15 protein-coding genes and 1 pseudogene are annotated in these 17592 nt (G+C 54.4%); 5 read left to right on the top strand and 11 right to left on the bottom strand.

Annotated features, from left to right (window positions below; translation table 11 throughout):
• Nucleotides 1-6: 6 nt before the first annotated feature.
• Nucleotides 7-987, bottom strand: a complete 981-nt coding sequence (locus OQV00_RS19185) for a sugar ABC transporter substrate-binding protein (protein ID WP_004859454.1) — start codon at nt 985-987, stop codon at nt 7-9.
• A gap of 416 nt (nt 988-1403) precedes the next feature.
• Here OQV00_RS19185 and OQV00_RS19180 point away from each other — a divergent pair.
• Nucleotides 1404-3712 (top strand): annotated as a pseudogene (locus OQV00_RS19180) (molybdopterin-dependent oxidoreductase).
• Nucleotides 3713-3821: 109 nt separating this feature from the next.
• On the opposite strand, the gene OQV00_RS19175 reads toward OQV00_RS19180, so the two are convergent.
• On the bottom strand, nt 3822-4364 hold the full coding sequence (locus OQV00_RS19175; protein ID WP_015584906.1) for a 1,2-dihydroxy-3-keto-5-methylthiopentene dioxygenase: 543 nt from the start codon (nt 4362-4364) through the stop codon (nt 3822-3824).
• Nucleotides 4361-5050 (bottom strand): acireductone synthase, encoded by a 690-nt coding sequence (gene mtnC / locus OQV00_RS19170; protein WP_004859463.1) that lies wholly within the window; start codon nt 5048-5050, stop codon nt 4361-4363. Before mtnC ends, OQV00_RS19175 begins: the two co-directional genes overlap by 4 nt.
• Before the next feature lie 168 nt (nt 5051-5218).
• Here mtnC and OQV00_RS19165 point away from each other — a divergent pair, with 168 nt between their 5' ends.
• Nucleotides 5219-6364, top strand: coding sequence for a pyridoxal phosphate-dependent aminotransferase (locus OQV00_RS19165; protein WP_160873236.1), 1146 nt, complete (start codon nt 5219-5221; stop codon nt 6362-6364).
• On the opposite strand, the gene OQV00_RS19160 is transcribed toward OQV00_RS19165, so the two are convergent.
• From OQV00_RS19160 to dsbG, 4 genes are all read right to left on the bottom strand, one after another.
• On the bottom strand, nt 6365-6991 hold the full coding sequence (locus tag OQV00_RS19160; RefSeq protein ID WP_004859468.1) for an IbrB-like domain-containing protein: 627 nt from the start codon (nt 6989-6991) through the stop codon (nt 6365-6367).
• On the bottom strand, nt 6976-8199 hold the full coding sequence (locus OQV00_RS19155; protein WP_004859472.1) for a phosphoadenosine phosphosulfate reductase: 1224 nt from the start codon (nt 8197-8199) through the stop codon (nt 6976-6978). Before OQV00_RS19155 ends, OQV00_RS19160 begins: the two co-directional genes overlap by 16 nt.
• A 112-nt stretch (nt 8200-8311) precedes the next feature.
• On the bottom strand, nt 8312-9238 hold the full coding sequence (gene citR, locus OQV00_RS19150) for a DNA-binding transcriptional repressor CitR (RefSeq protein ID WP_004859477.1): 927 nt from the start codon (nt 9236-9238) through the stop codon (nt 8312-8314).
• 190 nt (nt 9239-9428) lie between these two features.
• Nucleotides 9429-10175, bottom strand: a complete 747-nt coding sequence (gene dsbG / locus OQV00_RS19145; protein WP_004859480.1) for a thiol:disulfide interchange protein DsbG — start codon at nt 10173-10175, stop codon at nt 9429-9431.
• A 408-nt stretch (nt 10176-10583) separates the two neighbouring features.
• Between dsbG and ahpC the strand changes: the two genes are divergently transcribed.
• The gene (ahpC, locus tag OQV00_RS19140; protein WP_004859485.1) at nt 10584-11147 is read left to right on the top strand and encodes an alkyl hydroperoxide reductase subunit C; all 564 of its coding nucleotides are present in this window, start codon (nt 10584-10586) and stop codon (nt 11145-11147) included.
• Nucleotides 11148-11386: 239 nt separating this feature from the next.
• Nucleotides 11387-12952, top strand: coding sequence for an alkyl hydroperoxide reductase subunit F (gene ahpF, locus OQV00_RS19135; protein WP_032716880.1), 1566 nt, complete (start codon nt 11387-11389; stop codon nt 12950-12952).
• Nucleotides 12953-13020: 68 nt separating this feature from the next.
• Here ahpF and uspG read toward each other — a convergent pair whose 3' ends face one another.
• Nucleotides 13021-13449 carry a universal stress protein UspG gene (gene uspG, locus OQV00_RS19130; protein WP_004859493.1) on the bottom strand — a complete coding sequence of 143 codons (429 nt, stop codon included), beginning with the start codon at nt 13447-13449 and terminating at the stop codon, nt 13021-13023.
• A 198-nt stretch (nt 13450-13647) separates the two neighbouring features.
• The gene (rnk, locus tag OQV00_RS19125) at nt 13648-14058 is read right to left on the bottom strand and encodes a nucleoside diphosphate kinase regulator (protein ID WP_004859496.1); all 411 of its coding nucleotides are present in this window, start codon (nt 14056-14058) and stop codon (nt 13648-13650) included.
• Between the two features lie 240 nt (nt 14059-14298).
• Here rnk and OQV00_RS19120 point away from each other — a divergent pair, with 240 nt between their 5' ends.
• A complete protein-coding gene (locus OQV00_RS19120) occupies nt 14299-15129 on the top strand; it encodes an alpha/beta fold hydrolase (protein ID WP_004859498.1) in 831 nt (276 codons plus the stop codon).
• Between the two features lie 28 nt (nt 15130-15157).
• On the opposite strand, the gene rna is transcribed toward OQV00_RS19120, so the two are convergent.
• Nucleotides 15158-15955 (bottom strand): ribonuclease I, encoded by a 798-nt coding sequence (gene rna / locus OQV00_RS19115; RefSeq protein ID WP_015584900.1) that lies wholly within the window; start codon nt 15953-15955, stop codon nt 15158-15160.
• 85 nt (nt 15956-16040) lie between these two features.
• Nucleotides 16041-17411, bottom strand: coding sequence for an anaerobic C4-dicarboxylate transporter DcuC (gene dcuC, locus OQV00_RS19110; RefSeq protein ID WP_004859503.1), 1371 nt, complete (start codon nt 17409-17411; stop codon nt 16041-16043).
• Nucleotides 17412-17592: the final 181 nt, after the last annotated feature.

Below are 17592 nucleotides of genomic sequence, written 5' to 3'. Positions count from 1 at the left end.
GAGTGATCACTGCAGTTCGCCATATCCCAGCTGTTTATAGACTGCTTTCGCCTCCTGCGGCCCTTTGACCGGGACCACCGGAATAAAGGTCTGCAGCGGCAGTTTCTCTTTGGCGAAGTAGCGCGCGACGTTATCGGCGGAGGTCTGGCCAATCAGATGCGGCTGCTGAGCCACGTTGGCGACGAACGGGCTATTCGGCTCGGCCATGATCTCCAGCGTTTCCGGACCGGCATCGATAGCGGTAACCTTCACATCTTTATCGCGGCCGGTCTCTTCCAGCGCCTGAACGATACCGATGGCCGGCTGATCCCAGCAGGCGACATGAATGGCATCGAGTTTGCCTTTAGGATACTGGCTGAGTAATTCGAGGGTTTTCTTCCGCGCGTCTTCCGGGGAATTGGCAAACTGTTCGGCCAGCTCCGGCTGGATAATATGAATGTCCGGATAATCCTTAAGGACATATTTCCACTGATCGTAACGAATCCCGCAAATACGCAGGGAGCTGGAGAACGCATTGAATACGGCAACGTTGCCTTTACCGCCTAATTCGTCCGCCATATAGCGGCCAATGGTTGAGCCCAGGGTGTAGTTGTCGGAAGTCGTGTTATTGACCGAGTATTTTGACACATGATCGACGGTAAATACCGGAATGCCAGCGTCGCGCAGCGCTTTGAATTTAGGTTCGACAGCGCTGTCGCCGAGAATACTAATTACCGCATCGACTTTACGTGACAGTAAAATATCATGGTTGTTGGCATGGACCTGATTATCGCGGCCGCCATCGACGCCGATCACTTTACCACCCAGTTTCTCTACCTGTTCGGTGGCGCCTTTATAGGCTTCACGATCCCAGAAGTGCTGGGTGCCAACCACGGCGACGCCAATGGTCTTCCCCTGGAGCGAAAGGGCTTCTGCGGCTGACGCGCTAACGGAGACGAGCGAGAGCAGACCCAGCGCGGCGGGTAATAATTTTTTTCTCTGCGACATTCTTATTATGATCCTGTGATGAAGGTAGCTGCGGACTCGTAGCATGACAATAACGAGCACGCAACCTCAAATACGAAATACGTCTAAGTTATTCCAGTAATGTTATATCGCAGGATTAGCCGAGGAAAACTTAATTTTATCATCGGCAAGCTGAAAATATTTCATGATGGATAATTTAACCCTCTTTTATATTGTGGATATTAAAGCTGATGCGTTATTTTCAATGCAAATAATCGTTGCTGCTTAATTATTATGGTTTAGCTGATGTGAAATCTGGTAAATAACCTGTCGGGCCGGGAAGTGTGAGGGGTTAATTGCTATATATCCAGCATATTATATGGCGGGTGGCGTTTTATCTTGCCGAGCATCGCGCTCTATTATAGCGCTCTTTAGCGGGTGAGAAGAAAACAGGCACTATGAGAAAACAGCATAATCTGACCGTGATGCACTGGGGAACCTGGCAGGTTCAGGCCCGCGATGGCCATATCGCTGCGGTCACGCCGGTTCCCTGGGATAAGTCTCCTTCACGTATCGGTCAATCGCTCCCCGATGCGGTCACCGGCAATGCGCGCATTCGCCGTCCGGCGGTGCGAGAAGGCTATCTGAAGAATGGCCCGGCTTCCCGCGAGGGGCGTGGCACAGAACCTTTCGTGGAGGTGAGCTGGGAGGTGGCGCTTGATCTGCTGGCCCGCGAGCTGACGTCGGTGAAGACGCGCTGCGGCAACGAGGCGATTTTTGGCGGCTCCTACGGTTGGGCCAGCGCCGGACGTTTTCACCACGCCCAGAGCCAGCTGCATCGTTTCCTGAAAACCTTCGGCGGTTACACCGCCAGCACTAATACCTACAGCAGCGCCGCCGGGGAACGCATTTTACCGCATGTGCTCGGGCCGCTCAGTCCGCTGCACCGCCAGCACACTCATTTCTCTGAGCTGGCGCGCGAGTGCCAGCTGTTTGTCGCCATCGGCGGTTTACCGCTGCGTAATGCGCAGGTCAACGGCGGCGGCGCCAATGACCATATGCTGAAGCACTGGCTGGATAAAATGCAGGAGGGGGGAACGCGCTTTGTTAACATCAGCCCGGTGCGTAACGATCTCAGCGCCGTGGAGAGCGCGCAGTGGCTGGCGATTCGTCCGGGCACCGATACGGCGCTGCTGCTGGCGCTGTGCCACGTGCTGATAGCCGAATCACTGTACGATGCGCGGTTTGTCGCCAGCCATACGGTAGGTTTTGAACCGTATCGTGCCTATCTGCTCGGGGAGAGCGACGGGATAGCGAAAACGCCGCGCTGGGCGGCGGCGATTACCGGTATCGCGGAACAACAGATCGTCTCTCTGGCGCGGATGATGGCCAGCCAGCGCACGATGGTGAATATCTCGTGGTCCATTCAACGTGCGCGCCAGGGGAACAGGCCTACTGGGCTACGGTAGCGCTGACCGCGCTGCTGGGGCAAATTGGCACTCCGGGCGGCGGGCTGGGCTTTGGCTACGCCTGCACCAACCTGGCGGGAGCCGCGCGTAAAGCGTTCTCCGGCCCGCGCTTACCGGCCGGGGAAAATGCGGTCAGCAGCGTGATCCCGGTGGCGCGACTGGCGGATATGCTGCTGCATCCCGGCGAGGAGTACGAGTTTGACGGCCAGCATCTGCGCTACCCTGATATCCGCCTGGTGTACTGGGCGGGGGGGAACGCGTTCCATCACCACCAGGATCTCAACCAGCTGTGTGAAGCGTGGCGGCGGCCGGAAACGGTGGTGGTCCACGAGCAGTACTGGACCGCGCAGGCTAAATTCTCCGATATCGTGTTGCCGGTAACCACCTCGCTGGAGCGTGAAGATATCGGCAGCGGTGGGCACGACGGCTTTATGATCGCCATGAGCGCCCAGATCCCGCCGGTGGGCGAGGCGCGCGACGATTACGCGATTTTCTGCGATCTCGCGGCACGGCTGGGCATTGGCGAGCGGTTTAGTGAAGGGCGGGATGCCGGCCAGTGGCTGCGACAGATTTACGAAGACTCCCGGCCGCGGGCACAGGAAGAGGGGATTGAGCTGCCTTCGTTCGATGCGTTCTGGCAGCAGGGCGTGCTGGAATACCGTGCCCCGGAAAAACCGCAGGTCTTTCTGGCGGAGTTCCGCGCCGACCCGCAGCGCTATCCGCTCTCCACTCCTTCAGGCAAGATTGAACTCTACTCGGAAACGATTGCCGCTTTTGGCTATCGCGAATGCCCGGGCCATCCGTGGTGGGATGCAGAAGAGGCGGCCCGGCAGCAGACGGAGGCCGAGCGCTGGCCCCTGCATCTGCTCTCCAGTCAGCCGCGCACCCGTCTGCACAGCCAGTACGATCACGGCAGCGTCAGCCGGGCGACGAAAATTCAGGGCCGGGAGCCGCTGTGGATGCATCCGCAGGATGCGCAGGCGCGGGGCATCGTCGAGGGTAGCGTGGTGAAGGTGTATAACGCCCGCGGGGCGATTCTCGCCGGGGTGCATCTTAGCGAGCAGATCCTCGAAGGGGTGGTGCAGATGTCAACGGGAGCCTGGTACGATCCGCTGGATCCGAAGGTCAAAGGTTCGCTGGACAAGCATGGCAATCCGAACGTCTTGACCGAAGATCGCGGCAGTTCGCGCCTGGGACAGGGCTGTAGCGCCCAGACCTGCCGGGTGGAGATCGAACCATGGCGTGAACCGCTACCGCCGATTACCGCCTTCGATCCGCCGAGGTTTATTAGGGAGTAGGAACGGGGAATTGCCCGGCGGCGCTTCGCTTACGCGGACCGACGGGAAGGAGCGAATGCTGTAGGCCGGGTCAGGCGAAGCCGCCACCCGGCGCTATTGAATTGCGGCGTTAGGCCAGCCGCGGGTAGGCGTCGGCGATATCGTTGCCGGTAAATTTCGCTACCCAGCCTTCCGGGTTGTCGAAAATACGGATAGCGGTGAAGTCAGGCTCCGGGCCCATATCAAACCAGTGCGGCGTGTTGGCCGGTACCGAAATCAGATCGTTCTTCTCGCACAGCACCTGAAACACTTCGTTGCCGATATGCAGGCAGAACAGCCCGGCGCCTTCAACAAAAAAGCGGACTTCGTCTTCCCCGTGGGTGTGTTCGTTGAGGAACTTCGCGCGTAGCGCCTCTTTCTGCGGATTATCCGCGCGCAGGCTGATCACGTCCCAGCTCTGGTAGCCCTTTTCCGCCACCAGCTTCGCGATTGCGTGCTGATAGGCTTCAAGCACCGCCTCGGATGTCGGAGAGGGGCCTAAATCACGGTCGGCCTGCCAGCGTTCGAAGCGCACGCCTTTGGCGTTGAGCTGCTGCTGAATTTCATCGCCGTCGGTGCTATGCCACAGAGGGGTACCGGCGTCTTTTTCTGAATAAATCGTTAATGCGCTCATGCTGGGATCTGCTCCGGATGAATGTCGTCAAAACGCTGAACTTGCGGGTGATGGCTGGCAGGATCGCGGTCGCCGCGCACCAGCTGGATCGTACGAAAACCGGCGGCTTCTGCCGCATCCAGCTCCTGATGAATATCGGAGAGGAACAGAATCGTCGCCGGATGATGCCCCAGCTGTTCGGCAATATTGCGATAGGACTGCGTTTCTCGCTTGGCTCCCGTCAAGGTGTCGAAATAGCCACTGAACAGATGAGTAATATCACCTTCGTCGCTGTAGCCAAATAACAATTTCTGCGCCGCGACGGAGCCAGAGGAATATATATATAAATCAATTCCCTGGGACTTCCATTTTTCCAGCGCGGGCAGAACGTCCGGATAGAGATGGCCGGTAAAGTCGCCATTAACATAGCCTTCGCGCCAGATAATACCCTGCAGCGCCTTGAGCGCCGTTGACTTGCGGTCTTCGTCCATAAAGGCCAGCAGGGTATCAATCAGTTCGGCGGTGCTGGCGGCGGGGTTATCGATTTCCGCTCGCAGATTATCAAGGATCGTCTTCACCGGCTCGGCGTACTGTTGCGCGGTGACAAAGGCCGCTAGCCGCTCGCGGGCGTACGGAAACAGAACGTTGTGGACAAAAGAAATGTCGCTGGTGGTGCCTTCAATATCGGTCACGATAGCGCGGATCATGGTTTCTCCAGAGTGGGCGGTGCGCCGTGATGGGCTGCTTCAGGCGAGAACCGGCATAACATTATCATTTAGACGTCTAAGCGTCTTGATTGCCAAATATTAACATCGTGTTATAGTGGCTTCAACAACAGCATTACAATCGGTAATTATAAAATGAGCAATAAGCCACTGATTCCTGAAAGTAAACTTCCTTCTCTTGGCACCACCATATTTACACAAATGAGCGCGCTGGCGCAGGAACACCGGGCGATCAATCTGTCGCAGGGGTTCCCGGACTTTGACGGGCCGCGCTACCTGCAGGAGCGCCTGGCGTATCATGTCGCTCAGGGGGCTAACCAGTACGCGCCGATGACCGGTGTCCCGGCTTTGCGTGAAGCGATTGCCGACAAAACCGCCGAACTGTACGGCTATCGCCCGGATGCCAACAGCGATATTACCGTTACGGCGGGGGCAACCGAAGCGCTCTATGCGGCGATTACCGCGCTGGTACGCGCCGGCGATGAGGTCATCTGTTTTGACCCAAGCTACGATAGCTACGCGCCGGCCGTGGAGTTATCTGGCGGCGTATTGAAACGTATCGCTCTGCAGCCGCCCCATTTTCGCGTTGACTGGCAAGAATTTGCCGCAGCGCTTAGCGAGCGCACCCGGCTGGTTATCCTGAACACGCCGCATAATCCGTCGGCGACGGTCTGGCAGCGCGAGGATTTTGCCGCGTTGTGGCAGGCGATTGCTGACCATCAAATTTATGTGATCAGCGATGAGGTCTATGAGCATATTTGCTTTGCGACGCACGGGCACGCCAGCGTACTGGCACACCCTCAGCTGCGCGAACGGGCGGTGGCGGTCTCTTCTTTTGGTAAAACCTTCCACATGACCGGCTGGAAAGTGGGGTACTGCGTGGCGCCGGCGGCGATAAGCGCCGAGCTGCGCAAGGTTCATCAGTATCTGACTTTCGCAGTGAATACGCCTGCCCAGCTGGCAATCGCCGATATGCTGCGCCATGAGCCGGAGCACTATCGCCAGCTGCCGGAATTCTACCGCGAGCGGCGAGATCTGTTTGTCGATGCCCTGCGCAGCAGCCGTCTGGAGATTCTTCCTTGCGAGGGCACCTACTTCCTGCTGGCTGACTACAGCGCGATTTCCGATCTCGACGATGTGAGCTTTTGCCGTTGGCTGACGACCGAAGTGGGCGTCGCGGCGATCCCGCTGTCGGTGTTCTGCGCCGATCCGTTCCCGCACCAGCTCATCCGCCTGTGCTTTGCAAAACAGCCGGCAACTCTGCTGGCCGCAGCGGAACGTCTCTGCCAGCTGTAGCTATTTTACGGTCCACGCCTGAGAAAATTGCCGGTCGCCAAACAGTTCGGCAAGACCGTTAATTTGTTTCAGGCGTAACACCTCGTCAGCGTCCATACCCAGCTCCTGACTGATTTTCGCGTCTGACCAGCCCAGGTTTGCCAGCTCATGGACGATCGCGGACATGGCGGGGATCTGATGGCGGCCCCGCGCGCGGTTATGGCGAATGGTGGCGGCCATCAGCGTATCGCGACCGGGAGAAGGGTTTTCCAGGCAGGTAACCGGGAGATAGCCGTTCAACTGCTTTTTTAACGGCACTTTGTTTCTGGCGAGCTCGTGGCGATGGAATCCGTCAACGATGGTGTAGCGCGCCTCATCTTGTCTGAGCACCACAATGGGTTGCGTAAAACCGTCCGTCTCCAGCGAAGTGAGCAGCAGACGTTTTTCCGGCGGGGCGAGGTTGTTGGGGTTGTAGTCATTTGGCGAAACGCTCTCCTGCTTGACCCACAGCACACAGTCAACGGGATGTGATTTGAACGGACTGTAATTGTGCAAAAGCTGGCGAAAAGCGTTCAGCGCCTCCACGCGTTCTGCATCCTGGAGAGTGTTCAGATAGCGCTCAAGATCCTGCATTATTTGTTGTTGCATAAGATTCCCCACTGCTGGCGTTTTTGACGCATTCGTTCGCGGTAGCGTCGGTATTGGCTGGCTTTGGTCGGACTGAAAGAGAGCATGCGGCACCAGTAATCGTTATTCAGTAGCACTTTGCAGATGCGTCGCCAGGAGGGAATATCCTTCACGCCGGTATCGGCCGTCTGGAGGTCAGGTATATCCACCATTCCTTGCTTTTGATACCAGTGCAGATAGACGGCAATTTTATTCCGGTAATGTTCGGCCGTTTTTTCCGGCATGCTGTCGAGTAAAAACAGGGCGTAGCTCTTCCAGGTATGATGTCCGGGTTTCTCCAGCTTGCGATGTCCGTAGAACTGGTTATCCTGGCCGGCGTAGATCCCGCCGCAGCCTGCGCCGCTCACCCGCTGGCACATAGCGGCCCAGCGCGCAGGTTCCAGTACGTGATAAAGCCAAAGCCCCTGGCGTTGTTCCGGACCGAAAGGTTCACAGATACGCATGTAGCGCAGCGGTACGCCGGCCTGATACATCAGGTCATAGAGTGGGTTACAGGCGAGTCCGCTTTTGGCAAACCAGGTCCAGATATCAGCGGTTTTCCAGTCATAAATAGGGTAGGCGTACCACGCGTGGCCCCCCGGCGCTGAGGTGGTCCAGGGCTTATCATCGGCAAAACGCTGTTTGCGACGCGATGAGATGGTGATAAATCGGTTAAGGGATTCATCCGCGCGGATGCCGACTAAGATCGCCGCGGGACGGTTAGCGGAAAACCAGTCGGCGAATTCGCGCACAAAGCTTTCGAAGCTCATCCCCGGGGCGTAAAAAGAAAAATAGCCGGGGTCGGTAATGGCATGCGGCGGAGGCTGGCGCACCCATGGGGTGTCAGGTTCCCAGCATTGCCATTCCGGCGCGAACTGACTGAGTGAGTTCTGCGTGGTTAGCGGCAGAGCAACCCAGAAAAATTGTTCGATGACATCCTGATATGTTTCCCGCAGCGCTTCACAATGGGTAATGGTGCAGGAAAACTGCGCCTCCCAGTCGATAAACAGCACGCTAATTTTGCGGCCTGTACGTCGTGCGTGAAGCGCGGTCAGATGTAACATCAGAGTGGAATCCTTGCCTCCGGAAAAAGAGACACAGATTCGGGAGAAATTATCCATCACCCATTCAATACGTTTCTGCGCGGCCTGCAGAACGGACTCGGGTAATGGAAGTTTTATTAATGCCACGATCTCTGTTCCTTAACTGCAGTTGACGGTTTGATTGCATACCATGCTACGACAGAAAATAACCACCGTCATTTTTTATGCTTTTACATTTGCGTGGATTATTAATTTAGACTTAATCATTCATGGCGTGAATTTTTGTCTGAGGTTGCGGATGGATTATCTTGTCGATCAGCGAAGAGAACAGGGGGGTATTTATCTGCGTCTGGTGATAAATCATGTAGATCATAATAGAGGGTAGCGGAACGGGCAACACTCTTAATTTCAGATTAAAAAGCGGGGGAGTCAATATCGCTTTAGGAACAAAGCCGATAAGGTCGGTGTGGTTAATCATATTGATGATCGCTATCAGAGAATCGCTGCGAAAGGCAATCCTGCGGTCAGGAAAGCTTTTTTTCATTTGCGCATAAAAACTCTTTATCCCGACTTCACTGGAAAGATAAGCGGCAAAGCTTTCTCGCATAATGGCCTGCCGGTCGTTGAGTTCATCGGCCCGCGGATGGTGTTCGCCACAGACCAGTACCATTTCAGCCTCGTGGAAGGGCTGGCAGAGCGTCTCCGCGTTTTTACCGGGGGACAAACTGAGTATCAGATCCGCCTTGCGCTGTGAGAGCAAATTCTCCACTGATTCGCTGGTGAGCTGAAGGTCATGATGCTCAATCTGCATATTCCGGCTGTGGTAGAGGGCACGGATGAGTTGTGAAGAGTCGGGGGTAATAAATAACTGTGGGCTATAAATGACAAACCGTTTTTTTAAATTGTCCGGGTTGGCTATAGAAATCGTTTTCTCCAGCTGGCTTAAGTTTTTTTCGAGAAGATAATGCAGGTTGACGCTCATTTGGGTGGGGGTAATGCCTTTCCCCGAACGAATAAACAGCGGATCGTTAAGCTGAGTGCGCAGGCGTTGCAGTGACTGGCTTACGGCGGAGGGCGTAATAAATAATGTTTCCGCCGCCCGACTGATGCTCAGATGTTGATAGATGCATTCAAAAATAACCAGCAGGTTAAGATCGAATTTTTTCAGGCCGTAAAGGTTCGCCATGGCTAATTATCCGGATTACGTCGTGGTGATAAAAGTTATTAGTATTTTGTATTTTATTTTTTTGTAATAATTGAGTTGGTGAATTTATAATAGCGTTTATTTTTCGCCAATAATGAATGTATATGACTGGAGAGGCGTAAGCCAGGTTCTTTTTTCTCAGGAACCTGGCCAGGAAGAGGAGCTGAGCGGGCTACTTTTCTCCCATCATGACCTGCAGCTTGTCGGCTTCAGGCAGCCCGACCACCTGCTGCAGCATATTATCTTTGTTCATGTAGTAAATGGCCGGCGTTGCGTTCGCGCCGAGTTCATCCATTAACTGCTGGTTCTCGCTGACGATCTTCATTTTTTCCGGGGAGAGATTAGTCGGGATCTTAATAAGCATTTTTCCGGCGGATTGTTGGTAATCACGCCAGGTTTTCGCCGGATCCTCGGTAGCGAGAATTGCGGCGGCCGTCGCCGGGCTTTCGGGTTTGATAACGCCAACCAACAGCGTGCGAATCTGTACTTTGCCTGACTCTACCCACGGACGGGCCTGTTGCCAGAATTGCAGGCAGTACGGGCAGAAGGGATCGGCAAAGACATACAGAGTGACCGGCGCCTCCTTTTTCCCTTCCTGTAGCCAGCTGGCGGCCTCCATTTTCTTCCACATCGCCTGGCCTGCCGGCGTATAGAGCTCTTTCTGGAACAGCTGCTCGCTCAGGTTATTGCCATTTTCATCGTACATATAGCCGGAAATAGCGTGCTTGCCGTCGGGGGTCAGATAGATAGCGACCCCCATATCCTGATATTTCCCCAGCCATCCCTTCACCCCACCCGGTGCTTCAAAGGGCTTAATAATGGTAATTCCCTGTTTTTCTATCGCTTTTACGGGAGCCGGGAGATCTTCAGCCTGGCAGAAAAAGGGTAAAAAACTGAGAAAAAACAGACGCTTTAACATGATAATTCCTTGTTAAATCAATGTGTAAGGTGAAAAGATGACGAAGCCTATCACAGCTATAGGTAAGACCTGCTCGCGGGCGGATTGCCCTTTAATACTGCGGATGGTGTAATCGGCCTTGCTGTTACATTAAGGTAATGTAGAGCGCAACACATAGCCAGCTTGTCTGGCACTGAACCTACCTGCGGGTATTTCAGGTAACGGGGCCGCCTGAATAGGGTGGCCTTTTTACTTTCAGTGCCACGGGATGCAAAAGTAACGAAAAGCGGCGATCGTCGCGCCGGGTTCACAAAGCTGTCTTGTTCCGGTTGTTAGATATCGCTTATTGATTTGATAATGCAAACGCATTGGTCGAATCAGGAAAAGTTCGTTAACTTAGACCTCAACGAAAACACGGAGGAAGTATAGATGTCCTTGATTAACACTAAAATCAAACCTTTTAAAAACCAGGCATTCAAAAACGGTGAATTCATCGAAGTTACCGAAAAAGACACCGAAGGCCGTTGGAGCGTATTCTTCTTCTATCCGGCTGACTTCACCTTCGTATGCCCGACTGAACTGGGCGACGTTGCAGACCATTACGAAGAGCTGCAGAAACTGGGCGTAGACGTGTACTCCGTTTCTACCGATACCCACTTCACCCACAAAGCATGGCACAGCAGCTCTGACACCATCGCGAAAATCAAGTATGCGATGATCGGCGACCCGACTGGCGCCCTGACCCGTAACTTCGACAACATGCGTGAAGACGAAGGCCTGGCGGACCGCGCAACCTTCGTTGTTGACCCGCAGGGTATCATCCAGGCTATCGAAGTTACCGCTGAAGGTATCGGCCGCGACGCATCTGACCTGCTGCGTAAAATCAAAGCTGCTCAGTACGTTGCTTCTCACCCAGGTGAAGTTTGCCCGGCGAAATGGAAAGAAGGTGAAGCGACTCTGGCGCCTTCCCTGGACCTGGTCGGCAAAATCTAAAATTCACTACACCTTTCGCGCTACAGGTGCGTTGGCTACGCTTCATCCCCCGGTCACTTACTTATGTAAGCTCCGGGGATTCATAAGCCTGCCGCCTTCCTGTAACACGAAATGCTTGCGAATTTATCCTCAAGCGGGTGCATCTGCGCCCGTTTTATTCCAGCACCATGATGCAAGCCGCATTCAGGCCGCCCGCAAGGCTGCTTGCATGATGATGTTTTTTAAGCAGGAGATTAAAAATGCTCGACACCAACATGAAAACCCAGCTCAAGGCCTACCTTGAGAAACTGACCAAACCTGTTGAGCTGGTTGCCACGCTGGATGACAGCGCAAAATCGGCAGAAATCAAGGAACTGCTGGCTGAAATCGCCGAACTGTCGGAAAAAGTGACCTTCAGAGAAGATAACAGCTTGCCTGTCCGCAAGCCTTCTTTCCTGATTGCCAATCCCGGATCCCTCCAGGGGCCGCGTTTTGCCGGTTCTCCGCTGGGACATGAATTTACCTCTTTGGTGCTGGCGCTGCTGTGGACCGGCGGCCATCCTTCCAAAGAGACCCAGTCACTGCTCGAGCAGATCCGCGATCTGGACGGTGATTTTGAGTTTGAAACCTATTATTCGCTTTCTTGTCATAACTGCCCGGATGTCGTGCAGGCGCTGAACCTGATGGCGGTACTGAATCCGCGTATTAAACATACGGCGATTGACGGTGGGACTTTCCAGAATGAGATTACCGATCGCAACGTGATGGGCGTTCCGGCTGTCTTTATGAATGGCCAGGAGTTCGGTCAGGGTCGTATGACGCTGGCGGAAATTGTCGCTAAAGTTGATACCGGCGCCGAAAAACGGGCGGCGGAAGAGCTGAATAAGCGCGATGCTTATGATGTGCTGATTGTTGGTTCCGGCCCGTCTGGTGCCGCGGCGGCGGTCTATTCTGCGCGTAAAGGTATTCGTACTGGCCTGATGGGTGAACGTTTCGGTGGTCAGGTGCTGGATACCGTGGATATCGAAAACTACATCTCTGTACCGAAAACCGAAGGGCAGAAACTGGCCGGGGCGTTAAAAGCGCACGTCAGCGACTATGCGGTGGATGTGATCGACTCTCAGAGCGCATCGAAACTGATTCCGGCTTCGGTAGAAGGCGGCCTGCACCAAATTGAAACGGCCTCCGGCGCGGTGCTGAAAGCGCGCAGCGTGATCATTGCCACCGGGGCAAAATGGCGCAACATGAACGTGCCGGGCGAGGATCAGTATCGCACTAAAGGGGTGACCTATTGCCCGCACTGCGACGGCCCGCTGTTTAAAGGTAAACGCGTGGCGGTCATCGGCGGCGGTAACTCCGGCGTTGAGGCGGCCATCGATCTGGCAGGTCTGGTAGAACACGTGACCCTGCTGGAGTTCGCGCCGGAAATGAAAGCCGACCAGGTCCTGCAGGATAAAGTCCGCAGCCTGAAAAACGTCGATATCATTCTCAATGCGCAGACCACTGAAGTGACGGGCGATGGCAGCAAAGTGACCGGCCTGCAGTATCGTGACCGGGTCAGCGGTGATGAACACCATATCGAGCTGGCGGGGATTTTCGTGCAGATTGGGCTGCTGCCGAACACCAACTGGCTGGAAGGCACCATCGAGCGTAACCGGATGGGCGAGATTATCATCGACGCGAAATGTGAAACTAACGTCAAGGGCGTGTTTGCCGCCGGCGACTGCACAACCGTACCGTACAAACAGATTATTATCGCCGCGGGCGAGGGCGCGAAAGCTTCCCTGAGTTCGTTCGATTATCTGATTCGTACCAAAAGCGCATAATAAAGTAAGACCACACCTGCATATAAAAGAGGCTACCCCAGGGTAGCCTCTTTTTTTAGCCTTCGGGGTTACCGAACGACCATTACCGGAATATGGGCATGGCGGATGACGCTTGAGGCATTAGAGCCAAGCAAGTGGGTGCTGATAGAAGGGTTGCGCGAACCAATCACCACCACATCGGCTTTAATTTCGTTCGCCAGTTCATTGACCATGTCCCGCACGTTACCAAAGCGGACGTGCATTTTAATCCGCGAAGGGTCGATGCTGAAATGACCTGCCATTGTTTTCAGGCGCGTTTCCGCTTCGTGCTGTAGATGCTCTTCAAAACGACGCAGATCGGCGGTAAAGCGGCTCATCGTGAAGCTGGACGATCCGGGTAAGACGTGGAGCAGGTGAATAATCCCATCCTGCTGGGCCAAAAACTCCGCGTGGCGGACGGCCTTGTCGCTCAACTCCATCTCAAAAACATCAACGGGCATAATGATAGTTTTATACATATGCATTCCTCCTTGTTCGACTGTTTCTATATCAACACATTATAGGAAAATATAGTGTCATTCAGCTCGCAAAACTGTCAGCTCAGACGAAGAGAGAGGTAAAATTTTGTCAGAACAAATGAGAGAGGGAAGAGGGCAGAAAGAGGATGCGAAGACATCCTCTGAATAAAGCGTGAAACGCCTCAGGCAGCGGGAGAATTAACGATGAAACTCACCTGCAGCTTCCGGCTGGTAAAGTAGCTCCAGGACTTCGAGATGAGCCGATGCCCCGCCCGGTAATTCCCAGTGGATCGCACTGCCGACTTTCAGACCGAGCAGCGCGGCGCCAACGGGAGCGAGCACGGAAAGCTGGGTGGCGCTGTCCGTTACCTGCGAGGGAAACACCAGTGTCCGCACGCGTTCTTCACCGCTGCTCAAATCGCGAAATCTGACTTTACTGTTCATGCTGACAACATCATGCGGCATCGCTTCGGGCGCCAGCATTTGTGCACGATCCAGTTCGTCGTTCAGCGCATCTGCCACCGGGGAATTAGCGAAAGCCGGCTGTTCGAGCAGCCTGTCGATGCGTTCTGCATCGAGCTCATTAATGATGATTGCGGGTCTGGTCATCGCATACTCCGTGTTATCCAGGAACCTGTCCGTAAAAGAAAACCCTCACCGAAAAGGCAAGGGTTAATGTCGTCCCATCATACTGAGACTTGTCGGCGGTTTGAAGTGATTAAACGCACATTAAGTGATGATCGCCGAAAGGGACATATGAAATTTATGATAATGCCGTCACAACCGAAAAATCTGTCTTATCCTTTTTAAGCTGTATCAGGTAGTACCCTTCCAATACAGGAGACTTAAATGAGCGGTTTTGACAAACTTACTCTTAACGACGGTAGTTATCTGTATTTTAAAGACTGGGGTAGCGGGCAACCGGTGGTATTCAGCCACGGCTGGCCGTTGACGGCTGATGCTTTTGAAGATCAAATGTTGTTTCTCGGATCGCATGGATTCCGCGTGATTGCTCACGATCGCCGGGGGCATGGTCGCTCGGCGCAGCCCTGGGATGGCCACAATATGGATCAGTATGCCGACGATCTGGCTCAGCTCACGGCCCATCTGAACTTACGTGATGCCGTTCATGTCGGACACTCAACCGGCGGCGGGGAAGTCGCGCGTTATATCGGCCGGCACGGAACTGACCGTGTGGCGAAAGCGGTGCTGATTGGCGCCGTGACGCCGATTATGATTCAGACGGACTTTAACCCGAACGGCGTTCCCAGGGCGGTCTTCGACAGCATCAGGGAGGGGGTTATTGAGGATCGCGGAGCGTTCTTCTATGAGCTGACGGCAGCATTCTACGGCTACAATCGGGACGGGGCCAAAGAGTCAAAAGCGGTACGTGAAGGGTTTGTCGAGCAGGGGTTGCAGGGGTCAATCAAAGCGCTTTATGACTGTATTGAAGCGTTTTCTGAAACCGACCTCCGTGAAGACCTGCGTAAGATGACGATCCCGACGCTGGTGATTCATGGTGATGATGACCAGATTGTCCCGTTTGAAACCTGCGGGAAAGTGGCGGCGCAGCTGCTGCCTGACGGCGAATTAAAGGTCTACCAGGGCGGGTCTCACGGGATCTGTACGACCCATAAACACCAGATTAACCAGGATCTGCTCGATTTTATTCGCGCGTAATCTACCGGCGGCTTACGCCGCCGAATCATCAGTTGCCGGCTTTATCAATCACAAATTGTTTGCCGCAATTCCCCGGATGAGGCTGGGGCAAGAGGCTATTGGCTGAAAGCGGCTGATTGATGGCCTCCGCTTTGATGGCGATTTGCATTTCGGTTAAATAAGCCGGATTGCCGTTACAGGTCAGCTTAAATGCTTTCACGCTCTGCTTACCATATGCCTGCGCGACCGCGGCATCGAACTCATCGCGGCTGACGCTCTGCCCGTAGTGCTTCGCCAGAAAGAGGCCCAGCGGGCTCTGCTTCACTTCACTATCAAGACGTACCATCGTGCCAAAGTAGCTATCGGGATCGAAGCCAAAACAGACGCCGTGTTTCGCATACTCATAACGCTCGAGACATGAATTGCCGCCGGCTCCCGGCATCACGCTATTGAGTTTATTCGCCATCTCGAGCGACAGCCCGGTTTCAGCGGCCTGGCATTTACGCCCGGCTTTCACTTCAGGCATGTTGGGGACAGGGCGGGTGGCGCAGCCAAAACGCATCCAGCGCCGATCGTCGACGCCCCGGGCAGCAATGGATTTTGGCAGGCCAGGCCAGAGGCCATGTACCGTCAGGAAATCCGCTTTATTCGGTAATTCCTGCTGCAAGCGACACTCTTCCGGCTCACTCCGGTTTCTGTCATGCATGCTCTGGCAGAACCCCGTTTGCCATGACAAAGCCAGTACATAACGGTCGAAATCGCCATATTGCGTTGCGGTGAGTGGTTCAGCGCCGGCCTGGGTTGCCGTCAACAAAAGGGCAATGGCGACGAAATCCTTCCTGAACATTTTTAATCCTGATAGTGGGTGACAATGATTTACAGGAAATGATTAAAGCATAAAAAAGGCGCCAGCTGGCGCCTTTTCGCGTTTATTAAAGCGCGCTACCGGGTACCAGAACTTCGGTGGCGATAATCACCACCAGCAGACCGACGATAACCGGAACAGAGGTCCGTTTCACCACTTCAAAGGGGGAGATTTTGGCCATCCCGGCAACGGCGACCACCACGCCTGAGACCGGCGAAATAGTCCGACCCAGGTTTGAAGCCTGCAGCATAGGAATGGACAGGTAGGCCGGGTTGATGCCTGAAGAGTGGGCTAATTTCGGGATCATCTCTACGAAGGCGTAAAACGGCGCGTTACCAGAACCGGTGGTCATTGCCGCCAGCATGGTCAGAATCACCAGCACCAGCATTAAAATAATGCTCGCCGAGCCAAATGATGTGGCGATTGAGATCAGGCTATTGATAAAGCCAATGGTGCTCAGGCCCTGAGCAAAGACGCCGGCGGCCACTAACAGCATGACGACGCCGGCGAAGGCATCGGCCATGCCGCGGTAGGCGACTTCCAGTCCGGCGAAAACATTTTTCGTATTAAAGCCGCGAACAAACTCCAGCACGGCCGCCAGCAGCATGCAGAGCACGAGGATAGCAATAATATGCAGCTCCGGGCCCCATTTCCCGTCGAAAATCAGGACGCCGATAATCGGCGTAAAGGGCAGAAGGGCGTAAAAGGAGGGAGCGGTTGTGGTGATCTCATTCACATCAAGCATTTCGTGAACGACATTCTCTTTTTTATCCAGATAGCGCTGCCAGAAGTAGTGGGCAATGGCCATGCTGATAATTGCGACGATGGAGATTGGCAGCGTGGTTTTAAACGCGAAGTCGATGAGCGGCATTTCTGCGGCTTTGGCGGCCAGCACCACGTCGCCGGAGGTCGGAGAGAGGATAATGGCGGCCGGCGAGGCGCAAATGGCCGCCGCGGCGCCGCGACTGATACCGACGTTCACCATCACCGGGAACAGCGTGGCCATCAGCAGAACGCCCAGGCCGGTTGCCGAAGAGACGGCCAGCGACATCAGACAAGCGACAAAATAGGCGGCGATCATCAGCAGATAGGGAGAGTTAATATAGCGCAGCGGCTTTGAAGCCAGCTTTACCACCATATCGTTGGCGCCAATATGGGTCATATAGGTGGCGAATCCGCAGAGCATCATGATCATCATGCCCAAATCGCCGCCGCGGCTCATCAGGAGAATTTTAACGTATTCGATAATATCGGTCGCGGAGTACCCCGTGCTTTTCGTATCGCCGGGTAAAATCTTGTGCCCCATCAACGCGCTGACGATGAGTAACGTCAAACCGCCGACGAACAGCACGCCGGTGGCGGAATACCCTTTTATGATATAGCGGGCAACACCCACAATGACCACAATCCCAATCAGGATCTCAACTAGCGTAAGCATCTTTTACCCCTAAGCCTTTTACCCAAAGAATCTGCTAATAAATAAAGTGAAGATAAAATTAAGTGAGCGAATGTGCCTAATTAATGGGCGAAACATGCTGATGCAAATCAATAAACTGATGAGAACCCTGCAATCATCAGTGGAGGGGCGGCCGTTATCACAAAACGACGAGGTGAAAAGG

Source organism: Klebsiella sp. DY2415 (genome assembly GCF_026314315.1).
GTDB classification, from domain to species: domain Bacteria; phylum Pseudomonadota; class Gammaproteobacteria; order Enterobacterales; family Enterobacteriaceae; genus Klebsiella; species Klebsiella ornithinolytica.
The sequence above is the reverse complement of the archived record's forward strand: the minus strand, read 5'-3'. Positions and strand labels throughout refer to the sequence as shown.

Coding starts and splice junctions, on each gene's coding strand:
- OQV00_RS19185 (WP_004859454.1), bottom strand. CDS start 987: ATGTCGCAGAGAAAAAAATTATTACCCGCCGCGCTGGGTCTGCTCTCG.
- OQV00_RS19175 (WP_015584906.1), bottom strand. CDS start 4,364: ATGAGCGCATTAACGATTTATTCAGAAAAAGACGCCGGTACCCCTCTG.
- mtnC (WP_004859463.1), bottom strand. CDS start 5,050: ATGATCCGCGCTATCGTGACCGATATTGAAGGCACCACCAGCGACATT.
- OQV00_RS19160 (WP_004859468.1), bottom strand. CDS start 6,991: ATGCAACAACAAATAATGCAGGATCTTGAGCGCTATCTGAACACTCTC.
- citR (WP_004859477.1), bottom strand. CDS start 9,238: ATGGCGAACCTTTACGGCCTGAAAAAATTCGATCTTAACCTGCTGGTT.
- dsbG (WP_004859480.1), bottom strand. CDS start 10,175: ATGTTAAAGCGTCTGTTTTTTCTCAGTTTTTTACCCTTTTTCTGCCAG.
- ahpC (WP_004859485.1), top strand. CDS start 10,584: ATGTCCTTGATTAACACTAAAATCAAACCTTTTAAAAACCAGGCATTC.
- ahpF (WP_032716880.1), top strand. CDS start 11,387: ATGCTCGACACCAACATGAAAACCCAGCTCAAGGCCTACCTTGAGAAA.
- uspG (WP_004859493.1), bottom strand. CDS start 13,449: ATGTATAAAACTATCATTATGCCCGTTGATGTTTTTGAGATGGAGTTG.
- rnk (WP_004859496.1), bottom strand. CDS start 14,058: ATGACCAGACCCGCAATCATCATTAATGAGCTCGATGCAGAACGCATC.
- OQV00_RS19120 (WP_004859498.1), top strand. CDS start 14,299: ATGAGCGGTTTTGACAAACTTACTCTTAACGACGGTAGTTATCTGTAT.
- rna (WP_015584900.1), bottom strand. CDS start 15,955: ATGTTCAGGAAGGATTTCGTCGCCATTGCCCTTTTGTTGACGGCAACC.
- dcuC (WP_004859503.1), bottom strand. CDS start 17,411: ATGCTTACGCTAGTTGAGATCCTGATTGGGATTGTGGTCATTGTGGGT.